General features: G+C 68.9%; 26 protein-coding genes and 1 pseudogene. 16 read left to right on the top strand and 11 right to left on the bottom strand.

Annotated features, from left to right (window positions below; genetic code table 11):
* The first annotated feature begins 1 nt into the window (after position 1).
* Positions 2-871 carry a hypothetical protein gene (locus HNP84_RS47805; protein ID WP_185056798.1) on the top strand — a complete coding sequence of 290 codons (870 nt, stop codon included), beginning with the start codon at positions 2-4 and terminating at the stop codon, positions 869-871.
* On the opposite strand, the gene HNP84_RS47810 is transcribed toward HNP84_RS47805, so the two are convergent.
* Positions 862-1,035, bottom strand: coding sequence for a hypothetical protein (locus HNP84_RS47810; protein WP_185056799.1), 174 nt, complete (start codon positions 1,033-1,035; stop codon positions 862-864). The genes HNP84_RS47805 and HNP84_RS47810 overlap by 10 nt on opposite strands.
* 936 nt (positions 1,036-1,971) lie before the next feature.
* On the opposite strand from HNP84_RS47810, the gene HNP84_RS47815 reads away from it, so the two are divergent.
* The 10 genes and pseudogenes from HNP84_RS47815 to HNP84_RS56995 form a co-directional block, all read left to right on the top strand.
* Positions 1,972-4,701 carry a fibronectin type III domain-containing protein gene (locus tag HNP84_RS47815; RefSeq protein ID WP_185056800.1) on the top strand — a complete coding sequence of 910 codons (2,730 nt, stop codon included), beginning with the start codon at positions 1,972-1,974 and terminating at the stop codon, positions 4,699-4,701.
* A gap of 10 nt (positions 4,702-4,711) precedes the next feature.
* Positions 4,712-5,185, top strand: a complete 474-nt coding sequence (locus tag HNP84_RS47820; RefSeq protein ID WP_185056801.1) for a hypothetical protein — start codon at positions 4,712-4,714, stop codon at positions 5,183-5,185.
* The gene (locus HNP84_RS47825) at positions 5,185-5,349 is read left to right on the top strand and encodes a hypothetical protein (protein WP_221337672.1); all 165 of its coding nucleotides are present in this window, start codon (positions 5,185-5,187) and stop codon (positions 5,347-5,349) included. The genes HNP84_RS47820 and HNP84_RS47825 overlap by 1 nt, the downstream gene beginning before the upstream one ends.
* The gene (locus tag HNP84_RS47830) at positions 5,327-8,104 is read left to right on the top strand and encodes a phage tail protein (protein ID WP_185056803.1); all 2,778 of its coding nucleotides are present in this window, start codon (positions 5,327-5,329) and stop codon (positions 8,102-8,104) included. Before HNP84_RS47825 ends, HNP84_RS47830 begins: the two co-directional genes overlap by 23 nt.
* Before the next feature lie 15 nt (positions 8,105-8,119).
* A complete protein-coding gene (locus HNP84_RS47835) occupies positions 8,120-8,779 on the top strand; it encodes a thioredoxin domain-containing protein (protein ID WP_185056804.1) in 660 nt (219 codons plus the stop codon).
* Between the two features lie 67 nt (positions 8,780-8,846).
* Positions 8,847-9,284, top strand: a complete 438-nt coding sequence (locus HNP84_RS47840) for a hypothetical protein (protein ID WP_185056805.1) — start codon at positions 8,847-8,849, stop codon at positions 9,282-9,284.
* The gene (locus tag HNP84_RS47845; protein ID WP_185056806.1) at positions 9,284-10,258 is read left to right on the top strand and encodes a peptidoglycan recognition protein family protein; all 975 of its coding nucleotides are present in this window, start codon (positions 9,284-9,286) and stop codon (positions 10,256-10,258) included. Before HNP84_RS47840 ends, HNP84_RS47845 begins: the two co-directional genes overlap by 1 nt.
* A gap of 43 nt (positions 10,259-10,301) precedes the next feature.
* Positions 10,302-10,604, top strand: coding sequence for a hypothetical protein (locus HNP84_RS47850; RefSeq protein WP_185056807.1), 303 nt, complete (start codon positions 10,302-10,304; stop codon positions 10,602-10,604).
* A gap of 93 nt (positions 10,605-10,697) precedes the next feature.
* On the top strand, positions 10,698-10,958 hold the full coding sequence (locus tag HNP84_RS47855; RefSeq protein ID WP_185056808.1) for a holin: 261 nt from the start codon (positions 10,698-10,700) through the stop codon (positions 10,956-10,958).
* Positions 10,959-11,141: 183 nt separating this feature from the next.
* Positions 11,142-11,246: pseudogene (locus HNP84_RS56995) on the top strand (IS5-like element ISDge16 family transposase); the annotation flags it as partial.
* On the opposite strand, the gene HNP84_RS47860 reads toward HNP84_RS56995, so the two are convergent.
* The 9 genes from HNP84_RS47860 to HNP84_RS47900 all read right to left on the bottom strand — a co-directional run bounded on the left by HNP84_RS47860 (position 11,230) and on the right by HNP84_RS47900 (position 20,808).
* Positions 11,230-12,381 (bottom strand): hypothetical protein, encoded by a 1,152-nt coding sequence (locus HNP84_RS47860; RefSeq protein WP_185056809.1) that lies wholly within the window; start codon positions 12,379-12,381, stop codon positions 11,230-11,232. The pseudogene HNP84_RS56995 and the gene HNP84_RS47860 sit on opposite strands and share 17 nt — an antisense overlap.
* Entirely contained in the window at positions 12,362-13,381 is a 1,020-nt protein-coding gene (locus tag HNP84_RS47865) for a thiopeptide-type bacteriocin biosynthesis protein (RefSeq protein WP_221337673.1), read from the bottom strand. The genes HNP84_RS47860 and HNP84_RS47865 overlap by 20 nt, the downstream gene beginning before the upstream one ends.
* Positions 13,354-14,502, bottom strand: a complete 1,149-nt coding sequence (locus HNP84_RS47870) for a lanthionine synthetase C family protein (protein ID WP_185056811.1) — start codon at positions 14,500-14,502, stop codon at positions 13,354-13,356. Before HNP84_RS47870 ends, HNP84_RS47865 begins: the two co-directional genes overlap by 28 nt.
* Positions 14,499-17,540 (bottom strand): lantibiotic dehydratase, encoded by a 3,042-nt coding sequence (locus HNP84_RS47875; protein WP_185056812.1) that lies wholly within the window; start codon positions 17,538-17,540, stop codon positions 14,499-14,501. The genes HNP84_RS47870 and HNP84_RS47875 overlap by 4 nt, the downstream gene beginning before the upstream one ends.
* A gap of 66 nt (positions 17,541-17,606) precedes the next feature.
* Entirely contained in the window at positions 17,607-17,786 is a 180-nt protein-coding gene (locus HNP84_RS47880; protein ID WP_185056813.1) for an FxLD family lanthipeptide, read from the bottom strand.
* Positions 17,787-17,790: 4 nt separating this feature from the next.
* Positions 17,791-19,053, bottom strand: coding sequence for a methyltransferase, FxLD system (gene fxlM, locus HNP84_RS47885; RefSeq protein ID WP_185056814.1), 1,263 nt, complete (start codon positions 19,051-19,053; stop codon positions 17,791-17,793).
* Between the two features lie 401 nt (positions 19,054-19,454).
* Positions 19,455-19,754, bottom strand: a complete 300-nt coding sequence (locus HNP84_RS47890) for a hypothetical protein (protein WP_185056815.1) — start codon at positions 19,752-19,754, stop codon at positions 19,455-19,457.
* Entirely contained in the window at positions 19,751-19,975 is a 225-nt protein-coding gene (locus HNP84_RS47895; protein ID WP_185056816.1) for a hypothetical protein, read from the bottom strand. Before HNP84_RS47895 ends, HNP84_RS47890 begins: the two co-directional genes overlap by 4 nt.
* Entirely contained in the window at positions 19,972-20,808 is an 837-nt protein-coding gene (locus HNP84_RS47900) for an SAM-dependent methyltransferase (RefSeq protein ID WP_185056817.1), read from the bottom strand. Before HNP84_RS47900 ends, HNP84_RS47895 begins: the two co-directional genes overlap by 4 nt.
* Positions 20,809-21,040: 232 nt before the next feature.
* On the opposite strand from HNP84_RS47900, the gene HNP84_RS47905 reads away from it, so the two are divergent.
* Both HNP84_RS47905 and HNP84_RS47910 read left to right on the top strand, forming a co-directional pair.
* Complete coding sequence (locus tag HNP84_RS47905; protein WP_185056863.1) at positions 21,041-22,189, top strand: hypothetical protein; 1,149 nt, start codon at positions 21,041-21,043, stop codon at positions 22,187-22,189.
* A gap of 17 nt (positions 22,190-22,206) precedes the next feature.
* The gene (locus tag HNP84_RS47910; RefSeq protein WP_185056818.1) at positions 22,207-23,145 is read left to right on the top strand and encodes an inositol monophosphatase family protein; all 939 of its coding nucleotides are present in this window, start codon (positions 22,207-22,209) and stop codon (positions 23,143-23,145) included.
* A gap of 93 nt (positions 23,146-23,238) precedes the next feature.
* On the opposite strand, the gene HNP84_RS47915 is transcribed toward HNP84_RS47910, so the two are convergent.
* Positions 23,239-23,940 (bottom strand): GntR family transcriptional regulator, encoded by a 702-nt coding sequence (locus HNP84_RS47915; protein ID WP_185056819.1) that lies wholly within the window; start codon positions 23,938-23,940, stop codon positions 23,239-23,241.
* Positions 23,941-24,221: 281 nt separating this feature from the next.
* Here HNP84_RS47915 and HNP84_RS47920 point away from each other — a divergent pair, with 281 nt between their 5' ends.
* From HNP84_RS47920 to HNP84_RS47930, 3 genes are all read left to right on the top strand, one after another.
* The gene (locus tag HNP84_RS47920) at positions 24,222-24,590 is read left to right on the top strand and encodes a hypothetical protein (protein WP_185056820.1); all 369 of its coding nucleotides are present in this window, start codon (positions 24,222-24,224) and stop codon (positions 24,588-24,590) included.
* 74 nt (positions 24,591-24,664) lie between these two features.
* Positions 24,665-26,209 (top strand): hypothetical protein, encoded by a 1,545-nt coding sequence (locus tag HNP84_RS47925; RefSeq protein WP_185056821.1) that lies wholly within the window; start codon positions 24,665-24,667, stop codon positions 26,207-26,209.
* The gene (locus HNP84_RS47930; RefSeq protein ID WP_185056822.1) at positions 26,209-26,637 is read left to right on the top strand and encodes an SsgA family sporulation/cell division regulator; all 429 of its coding nucleotides are present in this window, start codon (positions 26,209-26,211) and stop codon (positions 26,635-26,637) included. Before HNP84_RS47925 ends, HNP84_RS47930 begins: the two co-directional genes overlap by 1 nt.
* Positions 26,638-26,644 lie beyond the last annotated feature (7 nt).

The raw sequence follows: 26,644 nt of genomic DNA on the forward strand, positions 1-26,644 counted from the left end.
GGTGCCGAGCTACTCACTCGACGGGGTGCCGCTCGACCACCCGGCCGGCTGCTGGACGCTGAAGCGGGGCACCCAGCGCAGGCCGCTGCCCGGCGCGCGGGCCGTGAAGGTCAGCGTGCCGGGCCGGCACGGCGACATCCCGGTCGTCGGGCTCGACCTGGAGGCCACGACGATCGGTCTGACCTTCAAGGTCACCTCGGCCACCCCTTCGGGGGCGGACGGCGGCTACGAGCAGATGGAGCGGAACCTGGAGGCCCTGGCGGCGCTTCTGGGGGTGCGGCATCGGCTGATGAAGCTGCGCTATCAGGCAGGAGCCATCGTCCGCGTCGCCGACGTGATGATCACCGCGAACTCCGAGCCGGAGGTCAACACCGGGGCTGCGACCGCGAGGCTCACTGCAGTGGTTGAGGTGCCGGGCGCGCTGTGGCGGGACGAGGCCGACTCCACGTGGGCTGGCGCACCCAACCAGCTCGCCCAGGCGGTGACCACGCTCGCAGGCTCGACCGGGCCGATCATCGACGCGCTGCTGCGCTTCACCGGCCCGGCCGTGCAGCCGTCCATCGGGGACGTTGCCACGGGGGGGTGGGTGCTGCGCCCGGGAGGTCTGCTGGCAGGGGAGCGGCTGCTGATCGACTGTGGCCGCATGCAGGCCGCAAAGGTGACGACCGACACGTGGGACTTGGCCGCCGGGACCGACGTGACGGGAGAGATTGACGCGATTGGCCCTGGCTCGCAGTTCCGTTGGCTGCACCTGACGCCCGCCGTTGCAGTGGCCGATCCTTTCTCCCGCGCGGTGCTGATCTCCACGTCCGCCACGGGCACGAACGCCTCGTCGCAGGTGGAGATCCGCGCTCGCCGCGCCTACCTGTGATCGGTCCTCGCCCTGCTCTGCTCGGCGGCGGCCGTCAGTCGTTCCGCGAGGAGATCGGCGTCGTCGGCGTCGAGTTCGGGCGGCCATACGGCCGGGATCATGATGATGCGGCCGCGCGGAGTCACATGGACGTCGATCGGGGGATGTGAGGTGTGAGTGATCACGATGCAGCCATTGTCGCAGGTCGGCAGTCATACGAGCGACTCCCGACCTGCGCCCTGGTCATCGAGTAGGTTTCTCCGGGCGACGTCAGCCGATCGTGAAGCTCATCACCGCGCCGTACCGCACGAGCACGATCACGACGACCAGGATCAGGATGACGACCCAGGCGAACTGAGCGACTGGCTTCGGCACGGTGACATTGAAGGAGACGCCAAAGAGCTCCACTGCGAAGCCCCTTCCCGCGGGCGTACGCCCGCATTCGCTAGCCAACATGTGGCCGGACCTGGGGCAACCCTGCACGATGGACGCTACACTGGAGCTGTTCAACTACCAGGTATCCGTTTTGTGACCCAGGTCCGGCTGATACCCAAAGGCCCCGCTCCTCTCTGCAGGAGGGTCGGGGCCTTTCGGCTGCGTCGATAATACTGCCCCGGGCGTTGGGAGAGTGCGGTTTCCCCATAGAGTCGCGGAAAAGCTAGGCGGCGCCTGCTGGCCTGGCTAAACGCTACCATCCAGCTAGTTCTACTGGAGTGGTACCACGCGAATGGGGGCGGCGTTGTGGCGCATGATGATGCATTCCGACACCGCCTCGGCGACGACTTAACCATTATCTTTCGTGCACTTATTTTCGCGGCCAATATTGCAGTCATTAAGTTGCTGATTTCTCGAGCCGTTTAGTATTGCGATTTTCTCGAGCCGCTTAGTATCGCGATTTGTTATGCGTGGGGTCTCGTTGGTAGTTGGAGGTGCAGTGTCTCGCGAAGGGCCCTGTGTGTCCCTCAGGGCGACGCTGAGGCGATTTGGGGCAAAGCGGGCGGGCGGGTCGATCATAAATCGAACCCATGTACGTATCCCCGCAAAGAGCAGTCCGCCGATGACCAGGGCGGTGCGACGTTAACGAAACCACCGGTACCTAACGTCTCGGGCAAGGAGGGCCGGTGTTCGATCTTCGGCTCGTTGCCTATGCACCCTTCGGCGGCCAGCTCGGCGTTCTCCCACACCCGCTCTCGGTCGAAACGGGCTGGCCGCTCAACGACGTACCGTCGCTCAAGCTGGCCTACACGACCACGGCGGTCGGCGCGGGTCTGCTCGACCAGCCGTGTGAGATCGCCGTTCAGTGGAGCACGGACGGCTACGTCTGGACCGAGGCTCCTGACTCGCGGTTCTTGCGCATCAAGCGCCGCGGCGACGACGCCGACCCGACCGGCCTTGCCCGGTTCGAGCTGCCGGGCTTCGCGTGGATGCTCCGCAAGGTCGTGCTCTATCCGGGGACGGCGCCTCTGGTGGACGGCAAGCGAGCGTTCCTATCCGCGACCGCGGGCGCGATCCTGCAGACGTTCATCGCCGAGGCCAAGGGACGCGGCGCAGTGCCCGGCCTCACCTGGGACTTCACGCCGACGACGGACAGCGCTGGCGCGGCGTGGGACAAGGTTCTCACCATCTATTACCAGCCCGGCATGGACGCGCTCACGGCGCTGCTGAACCTCGCTGAGCAGGGCGTGTGCGACTTCCAAGTCAGCGGCCGCACCGTCCAGGTGTTCAACGCCGACACGGTGATGGAGCGCGACCTGGCGTCCGGGCCTGGCCCAGTGGACCTGCGGTACGGCCGCGACATCGCCGAGGCACCCGACGACGGCACGTTGGAGGACGTCGCCTCGTCGGTGCTAGTCGTGGGTGACAACGGGCTCGTCAAGACGTTCACCAATCCTGCGGCGGTGCAGCCGTGGGGGCCGTGGGAGACCTACGTCGGCCACGGCGGCGTCTCCGATGAGGGCACCGCGACGATCCTCGCGCAGTCCGCACTCGAACGCGCCGGGGCGGAGCGGGTGCAGCGGACGCGAGGCATCGTCCTGTACGGCGCGCGCTGGCTGCCGCTCAAGGACTACCGGCCCGGTGACCGGGTGCTCGCCCCTGGGGACGATGGCGCGCTGGAGTCGCTGCGGGTCCGTCAGGTGACGTTGGCCCGCAACAGCTCGGGCGTGCTTGGCGGTTCGCTGGTCCTCAATGATCGCTTTCTTGAGCGGGAGATCCGCTTGGCCCGCCGCACGGCAGGCATCGTCGGTGGCTCGACGGCGGACGGAGGGTCAGGCGCGCGACCGGCCCCAGAGGCTCCAGAGCCGCGTACTCCGGCGGCACCAGCCGGGCTGATCGTGAATCCGATCGCGTACATCGACGAGCATGGACTGCCGCAAGGGCAGGTGACGGTCACATGGGGCGCGGTCACCTCCGACGTCGGCGGGGTCGCGCTGAACGTCGGCGGCTACGAGCTGTTCATGCGGATCAACGAGAGCGGCGCGCCGTGGTTCCTTGTCACCTCGACCGAGGCTGGCGACACCACGGCGACGTACTCGCCGCTCGTCATTGGCACTGAGTACGCCTTCAAGGTGCGAGCGGTTAACCTCGGCAAGACTGGGCCGTTCTCGTCTGTGGCGGCGGTGACAATCCCCGACGATGCCGACGCGCCGCCCGTGCCGACCGCGCCCCAACTGTCCACACGGCTCGGCGTGGTCAGGGTCACCTGGAACGGGCTCGGCGCTGGCGCGGTGCCGATGCCGTCCGACTTCCTGCACGTCCGCGTCTGGATGCAAGACCCGCTCGCGCCCGGCTGGTCGGAGATCGGCATCCTAGGCGAGGCCGGGGCGATCCTCGTGCCGAACCTGCCATACGGCGCGGACCGGCAGTTCCGATTCACGGCCCGCGACAGGTCCGGCAATGAGTCGAGTCCGTCTGCGTCGGCGACGATCGCCGCGGTGCAGCTCGTGACCGGCGACGCCGCCAATGAGAGCATCACGACGGGCGCGCTGGCGGCCAACGCGGTCACCGCCGACAAGCTGGCCGCGGGGGCGGTCGAGGCCGAGCACATCACGGCTGGCGCGGTCGTGGCCGACAAGCTCGCCGCGGTGCTAACGCTGTCCACGAGAGTGGTCGCGGGCAGCGCATCCGGGGCGCGGGTGGAGCTGAACAGCTCGGGCCTGACGGCCTTCAACGCGTCCGGCCAGCAGACGGCAAGCATCTCAGCGTCCACCGGCGCGGTCTCCATTGTCGGCCAGCTCGCATCGGGGGTGACCGGGGCACGCGTCGTGGTCAACCCCGCAGGGGCGGCCAACCCGGAGATTCGCTTCATCCCCGGCAGCGGGACCAACCAGTCGCGGATCTACAGCGACGGTTCCCGCTTCACGGGCGAGGCGACGCTGGTCATGGAGTCCGGCACCAACCAGGCGGGCACCGCGATGTGCCGACTGATCCATGCGGCCGGCTTCTGGCAGGCGGCGATCCTGAACCCATCGAACGGTGAGCAGCGCGGCGGGGTCGTGTCGGTAGTGGAGAACCAGGCGTCGATCGGGTGGGTGCACCCGACGCAGGATGACCAGCTCCTCGTGTTCGACCCGTCCGGGACGTTTCACCGCGGCACGTGGCAGTTCACATCGGCGGAGTCCGGGCTGATCATGCTTGAGGTGGCGATCACCGGTAACGGCACCTACCACGTCGTGAACCTGGGGTACACGATGCTGACCGTCCCGAAATGCGTGTGGTCGGCGCAGACAACGGCTCCCGGCCCGGCCCCCACGGACCTGTACATCCACAGCCGCACGCAGAGCACATTGTTCTTCCGCACGGGCACTGCGCCGACGTCCACCCTGCTCATCGCCCTGTGGGCCTGGCGTTAAGGAGATTCGCATGCCGGACCAGTGGCAGGTCACCCAGGTCATCGAGACAGGCGACACATCGGGTCGGATCGAGGCGTGGGAGATCACGATCTCCCGGCCGGCCGATGGGGAGTCGGTGTCGCTATGGCTGCCGAAGATGGCGATCGAGAACACCGCCGTCGCGTACGGCCTGACCTCGGCCGACGAGGCAATCGACGTGATCCTGCACCAGACGATGCTGCCCATCTACGCCCCGGATGACCAAGAGCCGAACCCATGGCAGGTGGCTGGCGAGCAGGCCCGCGCCACGGTGCTGGAGCGGGTCGAGCGGTGCAAACGCGATCACGCGACGGTCACGACGGCCGTACCGAAGGGCCGCACGTCGGCCGCGCGGAAGGCGGCCGACGTCCTCGCGCCGTTGCGCTCGCACGTGCGGATCGACTCGGTGAAGTGCGCGGCCGCCCGGCTGGAGCAGCAGCGGGCGCTTCTGCGGGCGGGGGCGTGATGCAGGACCTGGTGGTCGAGCCCGGCCGGATCATCACCGTGCTGCGGCGCCGGGTAGAGGAGCTGACCTACGAGAACGCTGTGCTGTCCGCAGCCGTGGATCAGCAGCGCGAGGAAATCAACGCTCTGAGGGGGGCCAACGGTGCAGGTGATCGTCCCGGGTAGGCCCGCGAAGTTCGCGCTGCGCCTGGTCGCGTACGCGCCGAACGGGCCCAGGTTGGGTGTGCTGCCGCAGCACAACGGGTTCGAGCTGGGCGATCCGCTAAACGATGTGCCGGGCCTCAAGGTGAGCTACCCAACGGCCGGCCTAAACGCGGGCGTGCTGGCGGGCCACTGCGAGATCGCGGTGGAGTACGCAGTGGACGGCGGCCCCTGGGCAGAGCCGCCGAACGCGCGCTTCCTGCGGATCAAGCGCGGAGGCGATGAGATAGACCGGACCGGGGCGCGGTCGTACGACTGCCCCGGCTGGGCATGGATGCTGCGCAAGGTCGTGCTGTATCCGAACAACGCGCTGGTGGACGGCAAGCGACCGTTCAACGCCGTCAGCCCTGGTGCGATCCTCGCGACGTTCATCCAGGAGGGGCAGGCGCGCGGCGCGCTGCCCGGCCTGTCGTTCGACTTCTCCGCAGCCCATGACAGCGCGGGGGAGCCCTGGTCGAAGACGCTGACGTTGGCGGTGGAACCCGGCAAGGACCTGCTCGCCGTTCTGATCAACCTCGGTGAGCAGGGCGTCATCGACTGGCGGATGCAGGGCCGCAGCCTACAGGTGTTCAATCCCGACACCGTGCTCGGCGCCGACCGGGCCTCCGGCCCGGCACCGATTGACCTGCGGTTCGGCCGCGACGTGACCGAGGCGCCGGACACAGGCACGCTGGAGGACGCCGCGTCGGCCATCCTCATCGGAGGCGAGGCCGGCCTGTCGGTGGAGGCGACGAACCCGGCGGCCGTCGCACCGTGGGGTAGATGGGAGACCTACCAGTCACAGGGCGGGGTGAAGGACAGCGGTACGGCGCTGCTGCTGGCGCAGAACGCGCTGGAGCGGATCGGCCGAGAGCGGGTGCAGATCACCCGCGGGCTGATGTTCGACGCCGCGCGGTGGCTGCCGTTCGCGCACTACGAGCCAGGGGACTACCTGCTCGCGCCGGGCGACAGTGCGGTGATGCAGTCGCTTCGCCTGCGGCAGATCACCCTCTCGATCGACAAGGACGGCTCGATCGGTGGCAACGTCGTCCTCAACGACAGGTTCCTGGAAAGGGAAATCCGCCTGGCCCGCCAGGCGCAGGGCATCCTCGACGGCGGGGTGAGCTCGGGCGGTTCGGGTGGAGACCCTGCCCCGGAGACGAACAACCGGACCCCGGCCGCGCCGGAAGGTCTCATCGTTGACCCGGTCGCCTACCTGGACGAGAACGGCTTCGCTCGCGGCCAGGTGACCGCGACGTGGGGTGAGGTCGCGGCCGATGTCGCTGGCGTGGCGCTGGACATCGACGGCTATGAGCTTTTCGCCCGGGTCAACCAGGCGGGCGCGCTGTGGATGCAGATCGCCGTGACCGACGAGACGACGGCGGCGTTCTCCCCGCTGGTGGTCGGCACCGAGTACGCCTTCAAGGTGCGGGCGACCTCGGCCGGGGTGAAGGGGGAGTTCTCCGAGCAGGTCGTAGCGGTCATCCCCGACGACGTGACGCCGCCGCCGGTCCCGAGCATGCCGCAGGTGTCCACCCGGCTGGGCGTGATCCACGTCGCGTGGGACGGCCTGGGCGGCGGAGGCGAGCCGATGCCGTCCGACTTCTCCGTGGTGCGGGTGTGGATGCAGGACCCGCTCGCGCCGGGCGCGGCCGTGGTCGGGCACCTGGACGCGGCCGGGTCAGTGGTGGTGCCGGGCCAGCCGTACGGCGCGGATCGGGAGTTCTGGCTGACGGCAATCGACCGCAGCGGGAACGAGTCCGCGGCCTCGGCGAGCGCCGTCACCGCGACGCAGCCGGTCGTGGACACTGACCTGATCGGCCAGGTCATTGATGGTGCCCAACACATCATCGACGGCACAATCCCGGCCAACGCGAAGATCGTAGCAGGGACGATCACAGGCGGGCTGATCCAGGCCGGGGCGATCCAGGCTGGCCACATCGCGGCCAACGCGGTGACCGCTGACAAGATCGCGGCCGGGACCATCCAGGCTGGCCACATCGCGGCGAACGCGGTGCAGGCAGACAACATCGCCGCCGGGGCGATCACAGCGACCAAGCTCGCGGCGACAGCGATCGACGGTAAGACCATCACGGGGGCGAACATCCGCACCGCGGCGACCGGACGGCGCCTGGACCTGCAGCCGCCCGGCGCGACGTTCCCCGAGATGCGGTTCTACCCGACGAACGGCACGAACTACACACGGCTGCGGACCCGCGATGACCAGTTCTCGGGCGAGGCGACGTTTGAGATCACCTCGGGCACGAACTCGGGCAGCACCGCGGCGTCGCAGACGACGATCGCCGCCGGGTGGATGCAGATGCAGGTCCGCAACGCCTCGCTGAGCGGCGACAACGGCGGGTTGATGGAGCTGGCCGAGGACTACGCGACGTACGGCTACAAGCACACCTCCAGCGATGAGCAGTACTTCTGGTTCGACAGCAGCGGCAGAACCCGGCACGTGGGCAAGTGGTGGGACTTCACCACCTTGGGGCCGACCGCGGGAATCCTCGCCGGGTCGCTCACGGTGAGCTCGGGCAACTCTGGTGTGACGATCAGCTACGGCGCGACCATGACCGGAAACATGGGCCCGGTCGCATCCGTGCGCGACGGTGCGACCAACCCGAACTTCTACTGGTGCGGCACGTCATCCACGCCGTCGTCGTTCCAAATGAGCTGGAGCCAGGGCGGCGGCGTCTACAGCGGCAAGGCCATCTACTGGTGGTCGCACAGGCATTGATGAGGAGGTTGCCGCGTGGGCGGTAGCGTGACATGGCAGATCTGGGACGCCGAGCTGGCCTACAGCCACACGAGTCTGACCGATCCAGAGGCTCAGGGACGGCTCGACAACGACGGCGCAGAACCGCTGTGGGGCGTCTACCAGGTCAAGCCTGACCAGATGACGCACATCCACGTCTTTCCACACAACACCCTGGAGTGGCGGGCAGCCGAGTACGGCATCGACCACGAGGACATCGGCACCCTCCTGGACGTGATCCTGTACGAACCGTTCATCCCGGACCCGCGTGACCCGCTGATGTGGCAGGACCCGGGCGCGCTGCGGGTGGCGGAGGAGACGTGGAACCTGCCGACGTGCTGGACGCCGGGGTGCAGCGACGAGACGCGCCTGCAGGCGCACTTGGAGCGGATCAAGTCGGTGAAGCGGAACCGGGTGGCGCTGGAGAACGCGCCACAGCAGGACCGGCAGGCGGCGCTCCAGTTCGTCGGGTCGCAGCGGACGGCTGATCCGGACCCGCTCGCGCCGATCCGCGGCGCCCGACTTGACCCGGTGCGGGTGCAGGGCCGACGCATGGCGGTGGAGTGGCGGCGGGTCTCGGCCGAGACGCTGCTCGCACCGACCTTCCAGACCAAGCCGCCGGCGACGTTCGTCGGCATGCAGCCGCTGCCGACATGACGCGGTGTGCTACTGACCACGGCCTCCACGCGCTGGCGTGGGGGCCTTCTCATTTCAAGGGGGTCTTGTGACCGAGGTGGCCGAGGGCAACGTGATCCTCACGGCGGCCGGCGTGATCGTGCTCCTCGCGGCCGCCGCGTCCGCCCTGTACGTGCTGGTCGTGCAGCCGGGCCGGAAGCTGTCCCAGATCGCCGAGAAGTTCGGCCAGTTCTGGGACGACTGGAACGGGGTGGAGGAACGGCCGGGCGTGCCCGGCCGGGCGGGCGTGATGGTGCGACTGCAGCGCATGGAGGAGCAGTTGTACGAGAACCACGGCACGAGCCTGCGAGATGCGGTCAACCGCACGGAATCCGCTGTACGCCGGGTGGAGGACGCGCTGGCCGCCCATCTGACGGAACACCGCCTGGCGGCCGCGCAGCAGGTCGTCATCAACACCACGGCGGTGCACGCCGACGTCCCTCGCGAGGTCGAGGGCTCCTATGACAACTCCGAGGGGGAGAGCTGATGCCGTGGCTGACGCAGCTCGCCGACGTCGCCCGCAAGACGGGCTTCCCGGTGACGGAGGTGGGCGGGTGGAAGGCACGCGGGCACGGGCCGCAGCCTTCGGTCCAGGGCGTGGTGTGCCACCACACTGCGGGATGGAATGACCGGCACGTCGTGGTGAACGGGCGTCCGGGCCTCTCCGGGCCGCTGTCGCACTTCTGGCTGCAGCACACCGGCCGCATCTGGGTCGTTGCCGCGGGGCGGTGCTGGCACAACGCGCCGAGCACGAGCGGGCACCACACCAACTCGTCGGCGCTGGGTATCGAGGCCGAGAACGACGGCCACAGCCCGTGGCCGAGCGTGCAGCTCGACGCCTACTACGCGCTCTGTGCGGAGCTGTGCCAGGAGTTCGGCCTGCCCGCGAGCAGGGTGATGGGCCACAAGGAGGTCAACCTTCAAAAGGTGGACCCGCACGGCCTCAACATGTCCACCTTCCGGGCCACCGTCGCCCGGTGCATGAAGAACCCCGCAACGATCACCAAGCCACAGCAGGAGGAAGACGTGGCCGAGGTTATCTCTCTGGGAGCCGGTGAGGACCAGGACGTCCCCGCCGATGGTGCGCTGACGGTGCGCTGGCACACCGAGTGGACCGACGACCCGAACGCGCACAGCCCGGACGGTGCCGCGGTCCTGGCCAGCGGCTCCCGCTGGTGCATCATGGACGGCCTGGTGAAGCTCCGCGGCCTGCCCCCGGGCGCGGAGGTGGATATCGCCTGGTCGCGCTACTCGCGGGACGGCAAGACCTTCAAGGACGACGCCTGGCGGCTGACGGCCCACGCCGACATCAACGGCCGGGTCGAGGAGAACATCGGCGGCCAGTTCGCGCTCAACACCTACAACCAGCTCCGCCTGCGGGTGATCAACCCGAGCAAGAGCGTCGCCACGGCGGTCGTCGAGAAGGTCTCGATGGCCAAGATCAGCATGTTCCGCCGCTGATAGCGATCCCGCTAGCGGCCTGAGCCTCGAAGGAGGAGGCCCCATGTCCACCCCCACCGAGACGACCCCCGCGCCGACGATCGGCCGGATCGTCCACTACAAGCTGAGCGGTCACGACGTGTCCATGATCGACCTGCACAACATGCAGTCGTACGGCGGTCAGGGCGTCGTCCGTTCCCCCGTCAAGCTCGGCGACGTCTACCCGGCGATCGTCGTGCGGACTTTCGAGGGCGCCGAGAAGACCGTCAACCTCCAGGTGCTCCTGGACGGCAACACGAGCTACTGGGCGACGTCGCGGTCCGAGGGGCCGGACCACGGCCAGTGGTCGTGGCCGCCCCGCGCCTGACGTTCGATTCCCCCCGATTCGTTGGAACCGCGGCGCGCAGTTCCAACACGCGTTGAACCCCCGCCGTGGCGGGCTGTCCCGAAGGAGGGGCATATGCACGCAGATCCGCAGCTCGAGTACTCGAAGCCGCCCGTCGAGACCAAGGTCAAGGCGATGACCCTGACCGCTTACCTGGCCGGTGTGGCCGGTATGGCGGTGCTGCAGGCGGTCGCTACCGACCCGTCGATGATCTCGTTCCTGCCCGACTGGGTGGAGGCGATCACGCTGCCACTGCTGCCGACCGCGCTGGCGGCCGTGGCCGGCTGGAAGGCCCGGCACACCCCGCGGCCGGACCTCCCGGCCGACCAGCGGTAGCTTCTGCCATCATCAGAGCGCCCTGCTCCTCCCGCTCCGGGAGGAGCAGGGCGCTTTCCGCGTTTTCGCAGGTGATCAGTCGTCGTGACGCGCGGCCTCAGCGGGCCGTTCGCGAGCGCTGTTCAGGCCCCTCTCTGCAGCCGAGGGCGCTAAGGGCGTCTCGCCCTCAGGTCTAACCGGTAGCGTCACGCCGTGGAGTGCGGCATCAACCGGCTCAAACGCCATCGCGCTGTGGCCACGCGCTACGAGGCCACCGTCCTCGTTGCCGGGATCAACGAATGGCTCTGACCGACTTCGATACAGGCCCTGGACTCTCTGCGGACGAGCACAGAACGTTCCTGATCACCATCTCACCGGTTCGAGCCGCTTCGGCTAGATCGGACAGCGCTGAGGCAGGTATCGCCTGAAGCCCGAGCCCGGAGGAGTGCACAGCCGTAGTGAGGTCGCGCTTCTGGGGGTTGCTGAGGTTCGCTGTGCACCCGTGGTGGCTTAGGACCTCGCGAGCTGCGTATCCGTCTCTCGATGCCAGGGCTTCACCGGTCACGTGCTCATAGACGCACTTGGCTTGGCTCGGGTCCACGCAAAGATCGGCAACGGTCAAGCCGAGACGGATACGGAAGAGCGCGTGATCAGGCGTTGGCTCGCTGGCGAGATACTGTTCGATCATGCGAGCCGCATAGTCCGCGACGGGCCCGCCGCAGGAGAGCTGACATACCACCGCCAGGCATGCTGCGACCTGCTCCTCCCACGGCTCGGTGTGCAGGCCGGCGTCGAGGATTGCGCGTGCGGCTTCTGTGTCGCCTGCGAGGCAGCGAGCGATGATGCTGATCTGGCGACCGTCCAGCAGGTGCCTCCCGATGCCCTTGTTCAGCTCGACGTGCGTGACCGCGTCCTGCCATCGGCCTTGGCGGAGCAGAGCGCGGCTGCCTTCGGACAGGTAGACACCCCACATCCAGCGACGCAGTTCGCGCTGGTCGCCGATGTCGCCGGTGAGGTGGCCGGTCGGTAGTGGCCTGCCCTCGATGATGGCGTCGGCGTTGGTTGCGAGCGCCTGATGCACGGTGGTGAGCATGGCCCAGGCGGCGTCTGGGGCATCGGCGCGCAGGCGCAGGCGGGCGAGGTTGACGACCGGTTCGAGCATGTGGTGGGCCTGCCGGGCGGTCAGGCGGGGCGCGTTGCGGTACAGGTTGATGTGTCGCCAGCACCAGCCGTGCGCCAGTTCGGGTATTCCGCAGTCGCTGGCGATCAGTGCGGCCTTGTTGAGTGCCTGGGCGGCGAGTGGCAGCGGGTCGTCGGCGTGCTCGGCATCTCGTGCGAGACGGCTGATCTCGCTGATCCGCTCCTGGAGGGGCGGGCAGGCAGGCCGGGGCCGGGCGATGAGCGGGAACCGGTGGGCGAGGCGTTCAACGTCTGGGTTCATCATCGGTTCCCGGGAGTACGGCCTGACGTGCGGCGCGGCTGAGGATGGCCTGTGCGGTGGCGGATAAGCCCATTCGGTTCCAGTGGAAGATCACCAGGTGGGTGAGGATGTGGCGGATGCCCCGGTCCAGGAGGCCTGTGGCTGAGGCCTCGGCCAGAGCGTGCCCGGCCTGGCGGGCGGCCGCGGCCCAGGACGCCGCGAAAGCGCCCGGCCCGCTCGGGTCGAGAGAGCCGATGGGGGCGGCCACCAGCGGACGCAACCGGTCGGCCAGAGCCTGCAGCCGGTCGGTGGAGGCGGCGGCCGGTAGCGGGCGCAGTTCGGCGATGCGGTTCCAGACATCGCCGCGTTCGAAGCGGTCCAGGTCCGCAGCGCTCAACAAGGTGCCGCACACCAGCATTGATATCTCTCTGCGGCCTATGGGGAGCGTGGGCCGCCGCAGGTAACGGAGCACGTGGGCGGTCTCGGCACAGAACAGCTCGTGGGCGATGTCGATCCCGGTGGGGCCGCCGAAGGCGGCCGTTTCCGGCTCATAGACGGTCGGCCACCAGCGCGAGATCACCTTCGCCGCCGTGAGGTCCTCCAGGACGGCGTTGACCGCCGCCTTCAGCGTTTCCAGGCCGGCGTTGTTGATCGGCCGCAGCCGTAGCCGCCAGCACGGGTACTTGCGGATGAACCACCACGCCTCGACCAGGCCGCGGTCTTGGAGCACCTCCAGGCGTGGCCCAAGTATGACGGCTGCGGTGCGTTCGGCGGTCTTCCAGTCGGGGAACTCGACGCGGACGTGGTACCAGCCGCTTTCGGCGGCGCGGTCTTCCAGTGCTCGGTACCCGGCGGCCCGGTACGCCTCAACTGCGTCGGCGAGGTGTGCGGCCGGGATGCCGACTTCGGCTGCGGCTGCGGCCACCTGGGTGCCGGATAAGACCGTGAGTACGGCGGCGGCTATCCGGTCGGGGGTGGCGGTGGTTGGCCGGGTGGTCAGGCGATGAGCAGGCATGTGTCCCATCCGGAGTGTGGTGGTGCGGGGTGGGTGGAAGTGTGCAGGGCCAGCGCCAGGCCGGTGGTCCCGGTGAGCAGGCCATCGTCGTGCTCTCGGCCGGTTGCGGCGTGCTGGCGGAGCAGGAGGGCAAGCGCGGGCAGGTGCGCGATGATCGACGGGGTGAGGGCGTCGCGGGCCGCTCGCCAGGTGGTCTGGTAGACACCGGCGACGCCGTGACACAGCCCCGGCTCGGTGAGGCGGCCAAGCTGGGCCGGGTCGGCCAGACAAGCGGCCAGGGCGTGTTCGGCGTGGAGTTGGCGGGTGGTGTCGCCGAGGGCGATGGCGGCCAGTTGCTGGGCGCGGGCGATCCCGATGGTGCCGTAGCACCAGGAGGGCCGTCCCGGGCCGGGTTGCCGGACGCGACCGGTGTCCAGTTCCGGCCGGGTGATCCATTGCGGCCACCACGGTCCGCTCTCGCCCTGCTGCTCCCATTGGTCGAGCCAGTCGCAGATGTACTGCACGGCGTCGGCCTGTCCTTCGACGGAGACGCCGGCCCGCAGTGCGGAGGCCAGCAGGGCCAGTACGCCGGTGATGCCGTGGGCCATGCCGAGATTGGCGTGCCCGCCTGGAGTCGGCGAGCGGGGGTCGGGGTCCTGGCCCACCCACCAGCCGGGCAGCCCGTCGCGGGTGGGGTGGGTGAGCCGTACCAGGTGGCGCAGGATCGGCCGGAGGATGTCAGGCTCGGGAGTGTAGCGCAGGAGCAGTGCGGCGATCCCGGTCAGGCCGTAGAACAGGTCGTACTCGGCGAACGACGCCGCCTCGCCTCGATCGGCGCGGGCGGAGGCGTGGGCGAGACGGTGTTCGGCCAGCCGGGTGACATGAGCGTCGATGCCGGCAGCGGCGGAACGGTACCGGCCGGTCTGGGCGGGTTGGGTGGCGTGCAGGATGAAGCTGATGGCCGGGGCGCCGTAGTAGAGCCCGGCGTGACCGGCGGCGATGATCGGGGTGCTGGTGGCGGCTTTGATCCAGGTGTGCGCCGTCTGCCACGGCTGGGCTCGGGCGTGGGCGCGCTCGATGTGCAGCAGCGCCATCCCGGCCGCGCCCTTGGCCAGAGACTGGGCCAGCGTGTCAGCGGCGGGGGCCGTCATCGCACCTTCTTCCCGGGGCGGGCCAGGTGGCGCAGGACGGCGGCGCGGGCCAGCCGGTTGGTGAACGTCTCCAGATCCGGATCGACGCCGATGGCGCGGACGTGGTGGTCGTGCAGGAGAGTCCGCAGCACGGTGATGGGCTCGCGGTGTGGGGCGAGTTGGTCGCGGTAGGCGGCCAGCGTGCTGCGCCGGGCGGCCCACGCGGTGGCCACCTTCTCGCCGCCGGGGTAGCGCCGAAGGGCCTGGTGGTCCTCAGCCGGGTCGGCCAGGAGCAGCGTCGCCTGGAGTGCTGCCCGATCCAGCGCCCCCGTCTCCTGGGGGAGGACGTCGAGCAGCCACTGGCCCCCCTCGCCGGGGCTGGTGGCGAGTCCAGCGGCCAGGTCCGCCATTGACGCCGCGGCGAGGGCGTGAGGGGGTAGGCCGGTGCGGGCCGTCATCGTGATCTGTGCCAGCGCGGCCTCCGAGTCGGCCGCCGCCACCTCGTGGGCCGCGGTCATCGCCTCTCCGGGACCGTAGCGGCCGGTTTGCGGCTGGTAAGCGGCCAGGGCCAGGTGGGCGAGCAGCCCGCGCGTGTGCAGGTCGGAGGCGAAGCGGGCCAGTTGCGTGGCGGCCTGGCCGTACTCGGCTGGGCTGGCCAGGTGCAGGTAGAGCCACAGTTGCTGGAGGCTGTCGGGCCGGGTGGTGTCGCGGTCTCGGCGGAACCACCACCGCACCAGCGGGAGGGAGTCGAGCAGGCGCGGGAGGTGCGCGGTCAGGATGTCGTCATAGCGTTCCGGGTGGCCGAGGAGTTGCGCGTGGATCAGGTCGCTCGCTCCGGGCATCAGCATCGCGGGCGGGCGGTACACACCTGCGGGCAGCCGCACCGGGCGGCGGGCCTGGGGGGCGGAGGTCAGGGGGACCAGGAACTCGCACGCCCGGCCGGTCCATCCCTCGCCTGGGGCGGATGGGGCCTCGCGCAGTTCCACTCGCCCGGCCCGGTTCAGGCGGGTCCGTAGGATGAGCCGGTCCAGACGGCTGTCCAGGTCGAGCGGCAGCCGCTGCTCGTCCTGGTGCAGCACGATCCAGGAGGGGACGCGCCGGCGATCACGCCAGGCGTGCAGGGACTTCTCCCACACCTGCATGGTTTCGCGCGGCGTGGCCACCTCGGCGGCGGTGAGGATCCAGCGGGCCGGGGCCAGCACGGTCCGGCCGTAGCGGACCCGGGGAAGGTGCGGCAGCGTACGGGCCGCACCGAAGTCGAACGCGCCGTACACGGCGTGGCGGGCGGAGGCGACCCCGGCCAGGAACCGCGCGAGCGGTGGGGTGTGCACGGAAGCTTCCAGCGCGTGCAGCACCCACGGCACGACTCGTTGGCCGGTCGAGAGCTGTACCAGGTGCATCTGGGTCGAGTCGGCGGTGACCGCGAGATCGTCCAGGGCGATCAGCTCTGTGCCCGGGGCGGGATGCTCGGCCAGGGAGATCACCGCGGGGAGGAGTTGCGGCGCCCGCACGACGTTTTCGTTGTGACGCCGCCGTGGTGGGAAGGACAACTGCGCGGCCACGACGTCCTCGTCGGTGCGAAAGGAAGCGGCCAGCAGGTCTCGGGCCGTCTGCGGCAGCAGGTGGGCGAACCGTCCGGCCATGCTGCTCTGCGGTCGGGGAGCTCCGGTCACCCACAGGTGGAACCCGCCGCGATCGACCGCTTCGCGGGAGGTGGCGTGCAGTTCGAAGGCCAGCTCTACGCGCTGCGGGATGACCATGTCGGTCTGGTCGCCGACCGCCAGCGTCTGAATCAGCGGTTCGGTGAGCGTGATCTCCTGGCGGCCGTCGATCGCGGCCTCCTGGATGAGCGCCAGCAGTTTGGTGTCGCGGTCGGTCATGATCTGCGCGGCCCGTCCGTGCGCCGCGCCGAGGAACCCGCCCGGCAGTCCCAGCCCGGAGTCGGCGATCAGGTCCCGCACCGAGACCAGGGCACCCGGCCCGTACCGGGTACGGAAGCGCAGGTGGAAGTCGCGCCACACCTCCGCCCCGAAGGGGCGCGTGGACAGCCGGAGCAGCACCGACGCGGCCGAGGCCGCCTCCTGCAGCACCGCAGGGGGCAGGGTGATCTGGCCGTCCACCGCGGTGTCGGCGGCGAGCGTGTGCTCGGTGATGGCGCAGATCGCGCGCATCCGCTCGGTGAGCGGCCCAGCATCCGCCAGCGATGAGGGTGCCTGGCGGCGGGCCAGTTCCCGGTGGATGTCAGTGAGATCGGACACAAGTCGCGCCGGCTCCCCACTACCGGCCGCCCGGAGCTGGTCGATCACATGGGGCAGGCCGTCTACGACCGTCGCGGGCGGGCGCAAGCTGGTCAACAGGACTCGCTGCCTGACCAGCTCCGCCAGCACGAAACTGATGGTGTCGGGCGGCACCGCCGGAAACGCCGCGCTCAACTGGTCGATGAGGTACTGAAACGGAAGCGGGGAGGCCGCTGCGGTCAGTGCGAGCCGTACCGGCGGGGTGTAGCGGATGGAGGTCTCCACCCACGGTCCCGGGTCCGCGCCATCGCACGGAGGGCCGGGCACGAAGAACCGGTTGCCGCGGACGACTCCCGCGCTGTTGACGGTCACCAGCAGCCGGGGCAGCACGTCGGGGTGGATTTCCAGGTAGTCGACGAGCGCGCCCAGCCATTGCCCATCAGCGCGCGCCGCGATTTGATGCGTCGGCCGGAAGGAGGCCATGGCCGTGGGGCCGATCTGGACCGGCATGACGCCGGCGAACAGCCCGAACGGGGTGGGGCGCCGCTGCCAGCGCAGCAGGTACGACGCCACCGCCACCGTGAGTCGGGTACGCCGGTCGGGGTGATCGTGGGTGGTGAGGACCTCGTTGATCTGCTGGGCCAGCGTCGGGCTGGCGACCGTGATGGCCGCGCACACCTCAGGCCGCGCCCACATGCGCTCCAGCCAGGAGCGGTCGGCTGCTTCCGGCTCACGCAGGTCGGGTGGCTCCAGATCGCCCGGAGCGGTGCTCACCCGCGCCAGCACGAGACCGGCTGGCTGGTAGAGCCGCCGTGCTGTCATCGCTATCCCTTCAGGCGTGGTGCGCTGCCGGCACCGCACGCGCGGCACCGGCAGCGGGTTACTCCATCAGGCGGGGTCGGCGGCGCTGCTGTTGCAGGCGCTGGCGCAGGTGCTGCCGCAGCCGTCGTTGGTGTCGCACGCGAGTGCGGCGATGGGGTAGCTGGACTCGATCACCTGCATGTCCAGGTCCCAGTCCTCCTCGGAGACCACTGTGGTGCTGCCGTCGAACGCGATGGCGGCGGTCATGTGCTCACTCTCCTTCACTAGATGGGTGTGGGACGGCCTGACCAGGAGCTTCCACTTCCGGCCAGGAGATCGTGACGCGCGTGTGCCGCTTTGTGATGACCGCCCCTTCGGGCAGCACGTCCTCGGGGGTGTCGATCGGCCAGACCGTGAAGCTCGGGCCGCGGCCGCGGCGGTAGTCGCGATCCCACCTGCGCACCTGCTCCACGATGGCCTTGGCCACCTGGCCTCCGCGGGGGCCGTAGCCGTGCGCGCCGAACTCCACGCGGGATTCCCCCGCCGGCCGGGTGGACAGGTAGGCGAAGGAGTCTCCTTCGACGGTGGCGAAGGGGAACCAGCGTCCGCCTTCCTCGACCGCGACCCCGGGATCTCCGTCGCTGGTGTCCACGGCCAGGGTGCAGTAGCCGGGCAGCGCCGTCATCATCCACAAGGGGAGGTTCGCGAACGGCTCGGTGCGTTCGACGGTCACACCCGACCAGGCCGCGGCGGGCGTGCCGGCGAGCACGCCGTTGAGCTTGTGTGGCTCGGCCAGGTTGCCGTCATCGAAGCGCAGGGCGACCTGCGTCCCGCGCAGCAGCCACAGGTGTTCATCGTGCGCGCCGGCGCCCTGCATTTTGACGAAGCCGCAGACCCGCTGTGATCGGCTGACCAGGTGGTCGCCTTCGCGTTCCAGGGCCAGCGACCGGGTCACGCCCTTCACCCGCAGCGGGACGACGATTCTGCCGCCCTCGGCGAGCTGGTCTATCCAGGCGGGAGGGATGTCCCAGGCTCCCACGGTGACCAGAATCCGGTCGTAGGGCGCGCTCTCGGGTACTCCGCCCTCGGCGTCGGCCAGGACCACCCGAACCCGTGAGTACCCCGCCGTCTCCAGGAACATTGCGGCCCGATCGATCACGTCCGGGTCGATGTCCACGGTCGTGACCTCGCCGCCGGGGCCGACGATCTCCGCGATCAGGGCGGCGTTGTAGCCGCCGGAGCCGATCTCCAGCACGCGCATGCCTGGGGTGAGCTCGGCCTGCTCCAACTGGAGCGCCTGAATGTTCGGCGCGGAGATAGTGCTGATGTAGACGCCGTGCTCGTCGCGTTTCACCGCCACGATGTCGTCGGCGTACGCCTCCTCCAGCGACACGCCCGGCGCGAACAGATGCCGGGGTACCGCGCGGAAGGCGGCCTCGACCTCGGGCGAGGTGATGTGCCCGCCCGAGACGAGCCCATCGGCGAGTTCCTGCCTGAGTTCGGCGGCCGAAGCCTGGTCGGTGTTATCGGTCACGCGGGTGGTTTCCCCTCTGTTGCTGATCACTGTTGATTCCGCGGCGTGTCTCAATCTGCCGCGCTTCCTGCAGCGTCGGTGCCAGCAGCGCACGACACGCGCGAAGCGTCAACGCTGCCCGCTTCAGTGCGGCAGCTCGCCAAGGACCGGGTGAGGCCCCGTCTTGCACTGGTGATGGCTAGCTGCTGCGCCAGTGCTTCCGCCAATGCCGGGGCTGAGCAGCGGCCGATCACCCCTCGAAGTCCGCGCTTCTTCTCCTCCTTTGAGAGCTGGGCGTGGCGGGTGGCCCACCAGATGTCGCCCAGGACGTGGATGTGCCACGCTGGGTAGCTCACGCTCAGTGCGTGATGCTGTAGTTCCAGCTCCGCTGTCAGGTCGGACATGGGCCGCCGCGCCTGCTCTCATTCATCGGGCATTGCCAGAAGGACCAGGGCCCGTGTCTCCTCGTCACGGCGGACACTCACTATTACGCGGCCCGGCACAATTCGCTTGAGGCCGATGTGGGGGTCGGGCCACCCGACCCGGATAAGGCCGCCCGAGCCCGGGTCCGGCATCTCCGCCACGACTCCCAGTAGAGCCGCCGCGGCGTCGAGCCACTCGGCCTCCCACCCGCTGTCCACTTCGTTGCCTTCCGGGGCGGTGGCCTTCCACAGGAACACCTGTAGCAGCTCTCTGCGCGGGCAGGTGATCGTGCTCCTCATCGGCCGTCACGCCTCGGGCGGGCGGCATGCATCGCCGCGTTCAGGTCCGACTCGTTGTCCGCGGCCATGTACATCCAGCCGCCCGTGTCCCACAGCGGGAAGCCGTAGAACCGCTGGGAGTGCGGCCCGTACAGCACCAAGCAACTGGGTTCCGACAGGTTCCGCAGCTCCGCCTCCAACTGGCCGGCGGCGACCACGCCTGTGGGGTCGTGGTGGCTCATCGCCACGCCTCCGCCCCGTTCTCGGGCACGATCCCCACGCCAGCCAGCATGTGCAACCCGATCGGCGGGTGGGGGGCGTCGTCGGGCCGCCAGTCCGAGGGCCGTACGAGACCGGGCTCGACGATCGTCAGCCCATCGAACAAGGACCGGATCTTCTGTGTGGTGCGCGGGTGGAGCCGGCTGGCGGCGCCGTCGTATGCGCTGCGGGCCCCCTCCGCCGTTGCGGCGTCCTTCGCGTCGTCCGCTGTGCCGTGTGAGATCACCAAGGCACTGCCGGGGACCATCACCTCGCGCAGCCTTGCAACGATCGGCGCGGGGTCGGCGGCGATGAAATGCAAAACGGCGCAGGCGAATATCGCAACCGGCTCCGTGAAGTCGATCAGCGCCTGTACCTGCTGGTTGCGGAGGAGGGCTTCGGGTTCGGTCAGGTCGCCGGAGATCGTCAGCAGGCGCTTCTGCGGCCGGTGCACCCCAAGGTGGCCGAGCACCATGAGGTCGTTGTCGGCGTAGACCACGCGGGCGTCGGGCATCCTGTCGTGGATGTAGTCGTCCACGGGGAGGCCGGCTCCGAAGTCGATGACCTGCCGGATGTGCGTCTCGGCGGCGAGGTAGCTGGCGGCCCGGCGCACGAAGGCCAGGTTCGCCCGCGCGATGTCCTTGCTCGCCGGTTCAGCCTTAAGCAACTGCTCCACGGCGTCCCGGTCTACCCGGTAGTGGTCCTTCCCGCCGACCATGAAGGCGTACATGCGGGCCGGATGCGGCTTGAGCAGGCTCTGTCGGGTATACGAGAGACCGCTGTCGTTCTGCTCGATCGAGGGCTTACTATCGCCCACGGGTCGCACCTCCAGACGTGCGATCAAGGAGCCCGTCGAGCGTGTAGGAGCGTCTCGGCGGGTTCCGCCTTTTCTGGCAGTGGCCGCGATTGTCTCCTGACGCTTTTGCTCCTCGCACCCGCGCCACAGTGCGCAATCGCTCAGATCTATGGGTGGCGCTGACCTGCGTTTCCGTCGATGACGGGACGCTTGCCCATCTGGATGGGTAATCTGGCGCCGAAATGATGAGGAGGTGGAGATGCTTACCCAAGGTCGGGACGAACGAAGCCCTCAAGCGCGGGGACGTGTACTGGCACGCATCGGTCAGCACTTATGGCAGGAAATGGGCACAGTTAAGGGCGCTGCCATCGAGTTGATGAATCGGCATCCCGACGTGCCCAGCCTTCAGGCGCATCGCTATGCGTGCGGCCTCTCACAAGATCAAGCTGCCACTCGGTACAACGAGACGACCGGGCATCAGACCACTCTAGGCGGCACCTCTATCAACGCATGGGAGACTTGGGCACGCACGCGGGGGCGGTCAGGGTCTCCGCCTTCTCTCTCCAGCCTGTTGATACTGGCCGCCGCCTATGGTCGCGGCCCGCTGGACCGTGCAGATGAGCACATCTCTCCAGGTGATCTGGTCGCCGAGGCGTATGAGCATCTTGCGCCCGAGGACCAGATCGCGCTCAAGGGACTCATCCCTCATGCAACTGGCGCAGCCGAAACACAACCAGAGCAGGGCACGTATCAGACCGGGCCGGACCGGGGGGCGGCCGTCCCGCAAGGCGACATCACCGGCTCCGACTTCACGCTCACCGCCCCGACAGTCGAATACGGCAATCCGGAAATCTATGTTTACCCCCTGCTAAATCCTGCCCCTGGGCAACTACTTCACCTGGACTGGTCATCGTTCGGGTATGGGATAGAGCGGCTGATTCAGCAGATCAAGAACGTGGGCCGTCGCATAGACGTTGACGCCTGCTTCGGGATCAACGAAGCCGGGCTGGTGATGGCGACTTTCCTGGCGTCGGCCGCTTTCGGACGGTGCCCTATTGGATACCTGAAGTGCAACAAAGGCCGCGATCGGGACTTCATCTCACTTGATCGAGCCTCGCTGTACCCCGACCTGCCGAAGGCCCCGGCGATCGTCCTGTGCGACTTTGAGGTCAAGCATGCTGATGTGGTGGGTTTCATCACGCGCGAGATCCGCGAGCGCTACCCGGGTGCGGAGGTCTACTTCGCCGTCTTCGGAGCCATGACGAAGGAACGAAACCTCCAGGTCGCCAGCTTCGATGACCTGACCGGGGCCGGAATCATGCGGGCGGCGGACTTCAAGGCGGTGTTCATTGCTGCGACGATGAGCCCTCCAGGCATCGAGCCCCCCTTAGAGCTACGTTGATTCAACGGAGGTGCATCGTGACTTCCCAGCCCCAGCCCCCTCTGCCCGGTATCGCACAGAACCTCGCGAGGCTGGTCGCCACAGTGATCAGCGAGATACGTCCCCGGCTGATCGAGGCCGCGCTGTCGGGTGAGCGCTCAGAGAACAGGAACCTCCGGCACTCCGACAACTTCCTATCGAGCCACGACCTCTGGATGCACAGGCGCTACCAAGAGCTTCTGGCGGAGATCATCCCGTCGTTCGTCTACGCCTCCGAGGAGGCGGACCCGCAGATCGTCGGGGACGACCCCGACCCTGACCTGTGCGTGCTGGTGGACCCCCTCGACACCAGCGAGCTGGCGGTCCGAGCCCTGTACGGCTACACGCACGTCATGGTCTACTCCCGTAGCCTCGCCCGTCCGGTCGCCGCGGTGGTGGGTGACATCTTCCATCACCTGCAGATCTATCTCGCCGCTCGTGATGACGCCGGGCAGGATCAGGCGTTTCTGTTCACACAGACCGGAACCCGGTATGCCTTGAGGCTGAACCGCTCCGCCGAACTGAACGAGGCGCTGATCACGAACTACTTAATGAAGCCCACCGAGCGGTTTCAGCCGCTCGCTCGCAAGTCAGCGCTGATGGAGGAACTGAGCCGACCATCTTCAGACGGTGTGAGCCGTGGCCGGGTCGGAGTGGACTTCGGGTCCGTCAGCTTGTGCCACATCGCAGCGGGTTTCACTGACGCCGTGATCGAGTTCGCGAAGGGGTTCGCGGTGTGGGATCTGGCGCCCGGCCATTACATCTTGAATGCCGCCGGCGGGGTGGTCCTGGACCTCCAGGGCCAGCCGATCCCGCTGGACTACCAGTTCGGGACGGTGGCCGAGATCGTGGAGGCGATGGACCGCAGAGACATGTTCGTGGCCGCGTCCAGCCTTCCCCTGGCTCAGGACATCCTCGCCACGCTCGGGAAGCAGTGAGCAGCATCCCAGCGCGGCCGGGGGAGGGCGTCCTCACCGAGGCGGCCCTCCCCCTTGTGACGACGGAGACCGGGTGGGTAGCCGTCCGGGCGGTCAGGGCGAAGTGAGCGGTAGGCGCTGGTCGATGATGTGGACTCGCTGGGGGTTGATGCGGCGGCGCAGCAGGTGGAGCGGTTGGCCGGTGTCGTCGTAGGTGATGCGAGTGAGGTCGAGCAGGGAACTGCTGCGGCTGACCCGGAGTTTCGATGCTTCTTTCGGGTCGGCCAGGCGAATCCGGGTGTGGAGGTCCACGACGCCGGATGACCGTTCTACATCGAACGTACTGGCCGTGTGCCGCTCCTTGGAGACGTACGTCTGGCCGAGGCACACGAGTTGCCCGTCGATGTCGCCATGCTCCTCCCAGGTGACGATGGGGGAGCCGGTGGGGAGTTGCAGCGCGCGGGCCACCTCTTCGGTTGCGGTCGCGCTGCGCGCTGGGGCCTGCGTGAGGTGGCCTGTGCTTCCGGCTCGGCGGCAGGCGGCAGCCCAAGCGGTGGGCTCGTCGCGCCGCTCGATGGCCATGGGGATCTCGATGGTGGCGGCCGGTCGTTGGACGATCATGCCGCGGTTGGCGACGCGCCAGATCAGCCCTTCCTCCTTGAGTTCCTTCATGGCTCTGGTGATGACGTGGGCGCCAACGCCGTACGTGTCTTTCAGGTCGTTGGTGTGGGGGAGTGGTTCGCCCGCGGGGTAGGTGCCGTCGAGGATCTTGCCCCGGAGGTCGGCCAGGACCTCGGGATACCGCACGACGGGCACGGGCGGGTCCTCCTCCAGTGGGCTGTTCAGGCTGGCGTTGATCGTATTACGAGCGGCGTGGAGGCGTCTCACCTGCGGGCTTGACAGTGATCGTCGGGTGATGCAGCATTGCTACGACTATCCTGTTTACTCGTAAACACACACTAGCAAAGCATGAAAACGGCGACTCTCCGCTCCACCGGAAGGCCGCCCACCAGAGCGGGCCTCGCCCGGAACTCCACTTCCAGGCGAGGCCCTTACGAACACCAGGTCTCTCCCCTCGTGAAAGGACCCGAGACCCGATGTCCAGCCACATCGTGGCATCACGCCGCCACGCTGTCACATCCGACGCCGACCGGCACGCCACCCAGCGCCTGCGCAAGCTCGACGAAACCCTCCTCACCCCCGAGGCGCTGTGCCGCCGACCGGGCCCCGACCCCGACGACTGGTTCCCCATCGCGGAGACCGCCGACGCCTACGACGCCGCGTACGCAGCCGCCACCAAGCGGTGCGACGGCTGCCCCTTCACCGGGCTGGCCGGCCTCTGCGTCGAGCGGGCGCGGCTCCTGCCGTACGACCCGATCGGCGTCATCGGCGGCACCGACCCCAAGCTGCGCCTCCAACTCCGCATTGGCGCGGACCTCCAGAGCTACGGCGGGGTGGCGGCGTGAGACTCCTTGCTCCCAGCGCTGAGCGCGAGCGCGCCCGGCTCGAAGCGGAGCAGCTCCGCATCGAGCAGGAGCGCATGCGCGACGAGGCGCGACGCCTGCGCGAGATCGAGGAGGCCGAGCACCGCGCCGCCCTCGCCGAGCGGGCGGGCGAGCTGGCCGAGCAGGAACAGACCCGGATCACTGCTGAGGCCGAAGCCGAGGCCGAGCGCACCCGCGCGAAGTGGCGTCGGCGGCGCGCGGTCTGGGCCGAGCGGACGCGGACCGCCGGCCGCCTCGCCGTCATGTCGGTGACCAACGTCGGCGTCAACCTCGTCGCGGTCTCCGGCCAGGCGATGGCCTTCATGCAGCGTGGTCTTCCGCCGCTCTGGGCCGTGCTCGCGGCCGGGATCGTTGAGTCGGTCGCCGTGTACGTCTCGTGGCACGCACACGTCGCGCTCCGGGAGGGTGACGCGGCCTGGGTGACCCGCATGACCTCCTACGGGATCGGTGCGGGCGCCGGCTACCTGTCGTACACGCACGTGGAGGACTACCCCGAGCTGTTCGCCGCGTGCTCGCTGGCCAGCCCGTGGCTGTGGTCGATGCACTCGCGGCACCTCCATCGTCAGGATCTGCGGGCGGGCGGGCTGATCGATCCGCGGGCGCCGAAGTTCAGTGCGCTGCGCTGGCTGCTGCACACGCGGGAGACGTTCGCGGCCTTCAAGTGGGCGGTGAGCGAGGGCGTGCAGTCGCCGCACATCGCGGTTGAGGTGGTGCGGAGCCGCCGCACGGTTCAGATGACGTGGCGGTCGGTGGAGGACACGCAAGCGGTGGTGGTCGCGACGCAGCGGGTCCAGTTGGAGCTCGCGCTGACGCAACTCGCCGCCGTGTCGGAGGAGCTGCACGGCTTGGACCCGGACGCGGCGGCGGCCAAGGAGACGATCGCGCGGTTCGTGAACCGTGTGGGCGCCGGGATGTTCCCGATGTATCGTCCGCTGTCCGCTGGCGAGCTTCGTCCGGCGGCCGAGCAGACGGACGAGAAGCGGACGGACGGCGCGGACGACGACCGGACGGACGGCGGACCAAGGGTAGGCGGATGGCTTCGCCAATTCCTGCCCGGCCACGGGCGGACGGCGGACGAGAACGGTTCGGCTGGGCGGACGGGCAAGGCGGACGAGAAGCGGACGGACGGCGGACGGAAGGCGGACGACGAGCCCGCGAAGAAGCGGACGGACGGAGCGGACGGCAAGCGGACGAACGGCGGACGGTCTGCCAAGAAGCGGACGGGCGGGCGTCGTCCGTCCGGGCGGACGAATGGACGGGCCGCAGGTCCGGACGATCTCGGCGAGCTGCTGCCGCTCGGGCGGACGATCCTCGCCGAGCACCAGCAGAACGGCGTACGGCTGACGCGTGACCGGCTCGCGGCTGCGGTCAAGGCGGGCGGACGGACGATCAGCAACGAGCGCGCCAGTGCGTTGCTGCGCGTGCTGCAGACGAACGGCTCGTCCGCCGCGAATGGAGCGGACGGGAACGGCTCGTCCGCGCAGACGAAAACCGCGGCGGACGGCGGACCGTCCGGCGCTGAGAACGCGGACGAGAGCGGCTCGTCCGCCGACGACAACGACGACAAGGGAGCGAACTGATGACGACCAGCCGGGCGGACAAGACGGCCGAGCGTGCCTGCTACGTCCCCCTGTGGGACGAGGCCACGGAGGAGTTCCACAACGGGTGGCTGACCTACCGGCCGGCCGACCCGTATTTCGTCCACCTGGAGATCGAGGACTGGCCCGCCCCGGTGGTCGCGCCCCGGACGGTGCTCGCGGACGGCCTGTCCGGGCTGGCGGAGTGCCTGTCTAAGCCGGACCGCACGGGCCTGCGGGTCCAGCCGTCCTCGAACGGCAAGAACGTGCTGCTCGGCGTCACGCAGGGAGACCTGCTCCTCGGGCTGTTCCGGACCCCGGCCGACCTGCTGGCCACGCACCTGGACGAGCTCGACGAACTGGTGCCGATGGGTGGGGAGATGGCTCGCATCGACTGGGACGACGTGATCGCCAACCTGCTGGGGCCGTGACCGACCG

It is taken from the genome of Thermocatellispora tengchongensis (genome assembly GCF_014202315.1).
GTDB classification, from domain to species: Bacteria; Actinomycetota; Actinomycetes; order Streptosporangiales; family Streptosporangiaceae; genus Thermocatellispora; species Thermocatellispora tengchongensis.

Coding starts and splice junctions, on each gene's coding strand:
- HNP84_RS47820 (WP_185056801.1), top strand. CDS start 4,712: ATGCCGGACCAGTGGCAGGTCACCCAGGTCATCGAGACAGGCGACACA.
- HNP84_RS47825 (WP_221337672.1), top strand. CDS start 5,185: ATGCAGGACCTGGTGGTCGAGCCCGGCCGGATCATCACCGTGCTGCGG.
- HNP84_RS47845 (WP_185056806.1), top strand. CDS start 9,284: ATGCCGTGGCTGACGCAGCTCGCCGACGTCGCCCGCAAGACGGGCTTC.
- HNP84_RS47850 (WP_185056807.1), top strand. CDS start 10,302: ATGTCCACCCCCACCGAGACGACCCCCGCGCCGACGATCGGCCGGATC.
- HNP84_RS47855 (WP_185056808.1), top strand. CDS start 10,698: ATGCACGCAGATCCGCAGCTCGAGTACTCGAAGCCGCCCGTCGAGACC.
- HNP84_RS47860 (WP_185056809.1), bottom strand. CDS start 12,381: ATGATGAACCCAGACGTTGAACGCCTCGCCCACCGGTTCCCGCTCATC.
- HNP84_RS47865 (WP_221337673.1), bottom strand. CDS start 13,381: ATGGGACACATGCCTGCTCATCGCCTGACCACCCGGCCAACCACCGCC.
- HNP84_RS47870 (WP_185056811.1), bottom strand. CDS start 14,502: ATGACGGCCCCCGCCGCTGACACGCTGGCCCAGTCTCTGGCCAAGGGC.
- HNP84_RS47875 (WP_185056812.1), bottom strand. CDS start 17,540: ATGACAGCACGGCGGCTCTACCAGCCAGCCGGTCTCGTGCTGGCGCGG.
- HNP84_RS47880 (WP_185056813.1), bottom strand. CDS start 17,786: ATGACCGCCGCCATCGCGTTCGACGGCAGCACCACAGTGGTCTCCGAG.
- HNP84_RS47890 (WP_185056815.1), bottom strand. CDS start 19,754: ATGAGGAGCACGATCACCTGCCCGCGCAGAGAGCTGCTACAGGTGTTC.
- HNP84_RS47895 (WP_185056816.1), bottom strand. CDS start 19,975: ATGAGCCACCACGACCCCACAGGCGTGGTCGCCGCCGGCCAGTTGGAG.
- HNP84_RS47920 (WP_185056820.1), top strand. CDS start 24,222: ATGTCCAGCCACATCGTGGCATCACGCCGCCACGCTGTCACATCCGAC.
- HNP84_RS47925 (WP_185056821.1), top strand. CDS start 24,665: ATGCGCGACGAGGCGCGACGCCTGCGCGAGATCGAGGAGGCCGAGCAC.
- HNP84_RS47930 (WP_185056822.1), top strand. CDS start 26,209: ATGACGACCAGCCGGGCGGACAAGACGGCCGAGCGTGCCTGCTACGTC.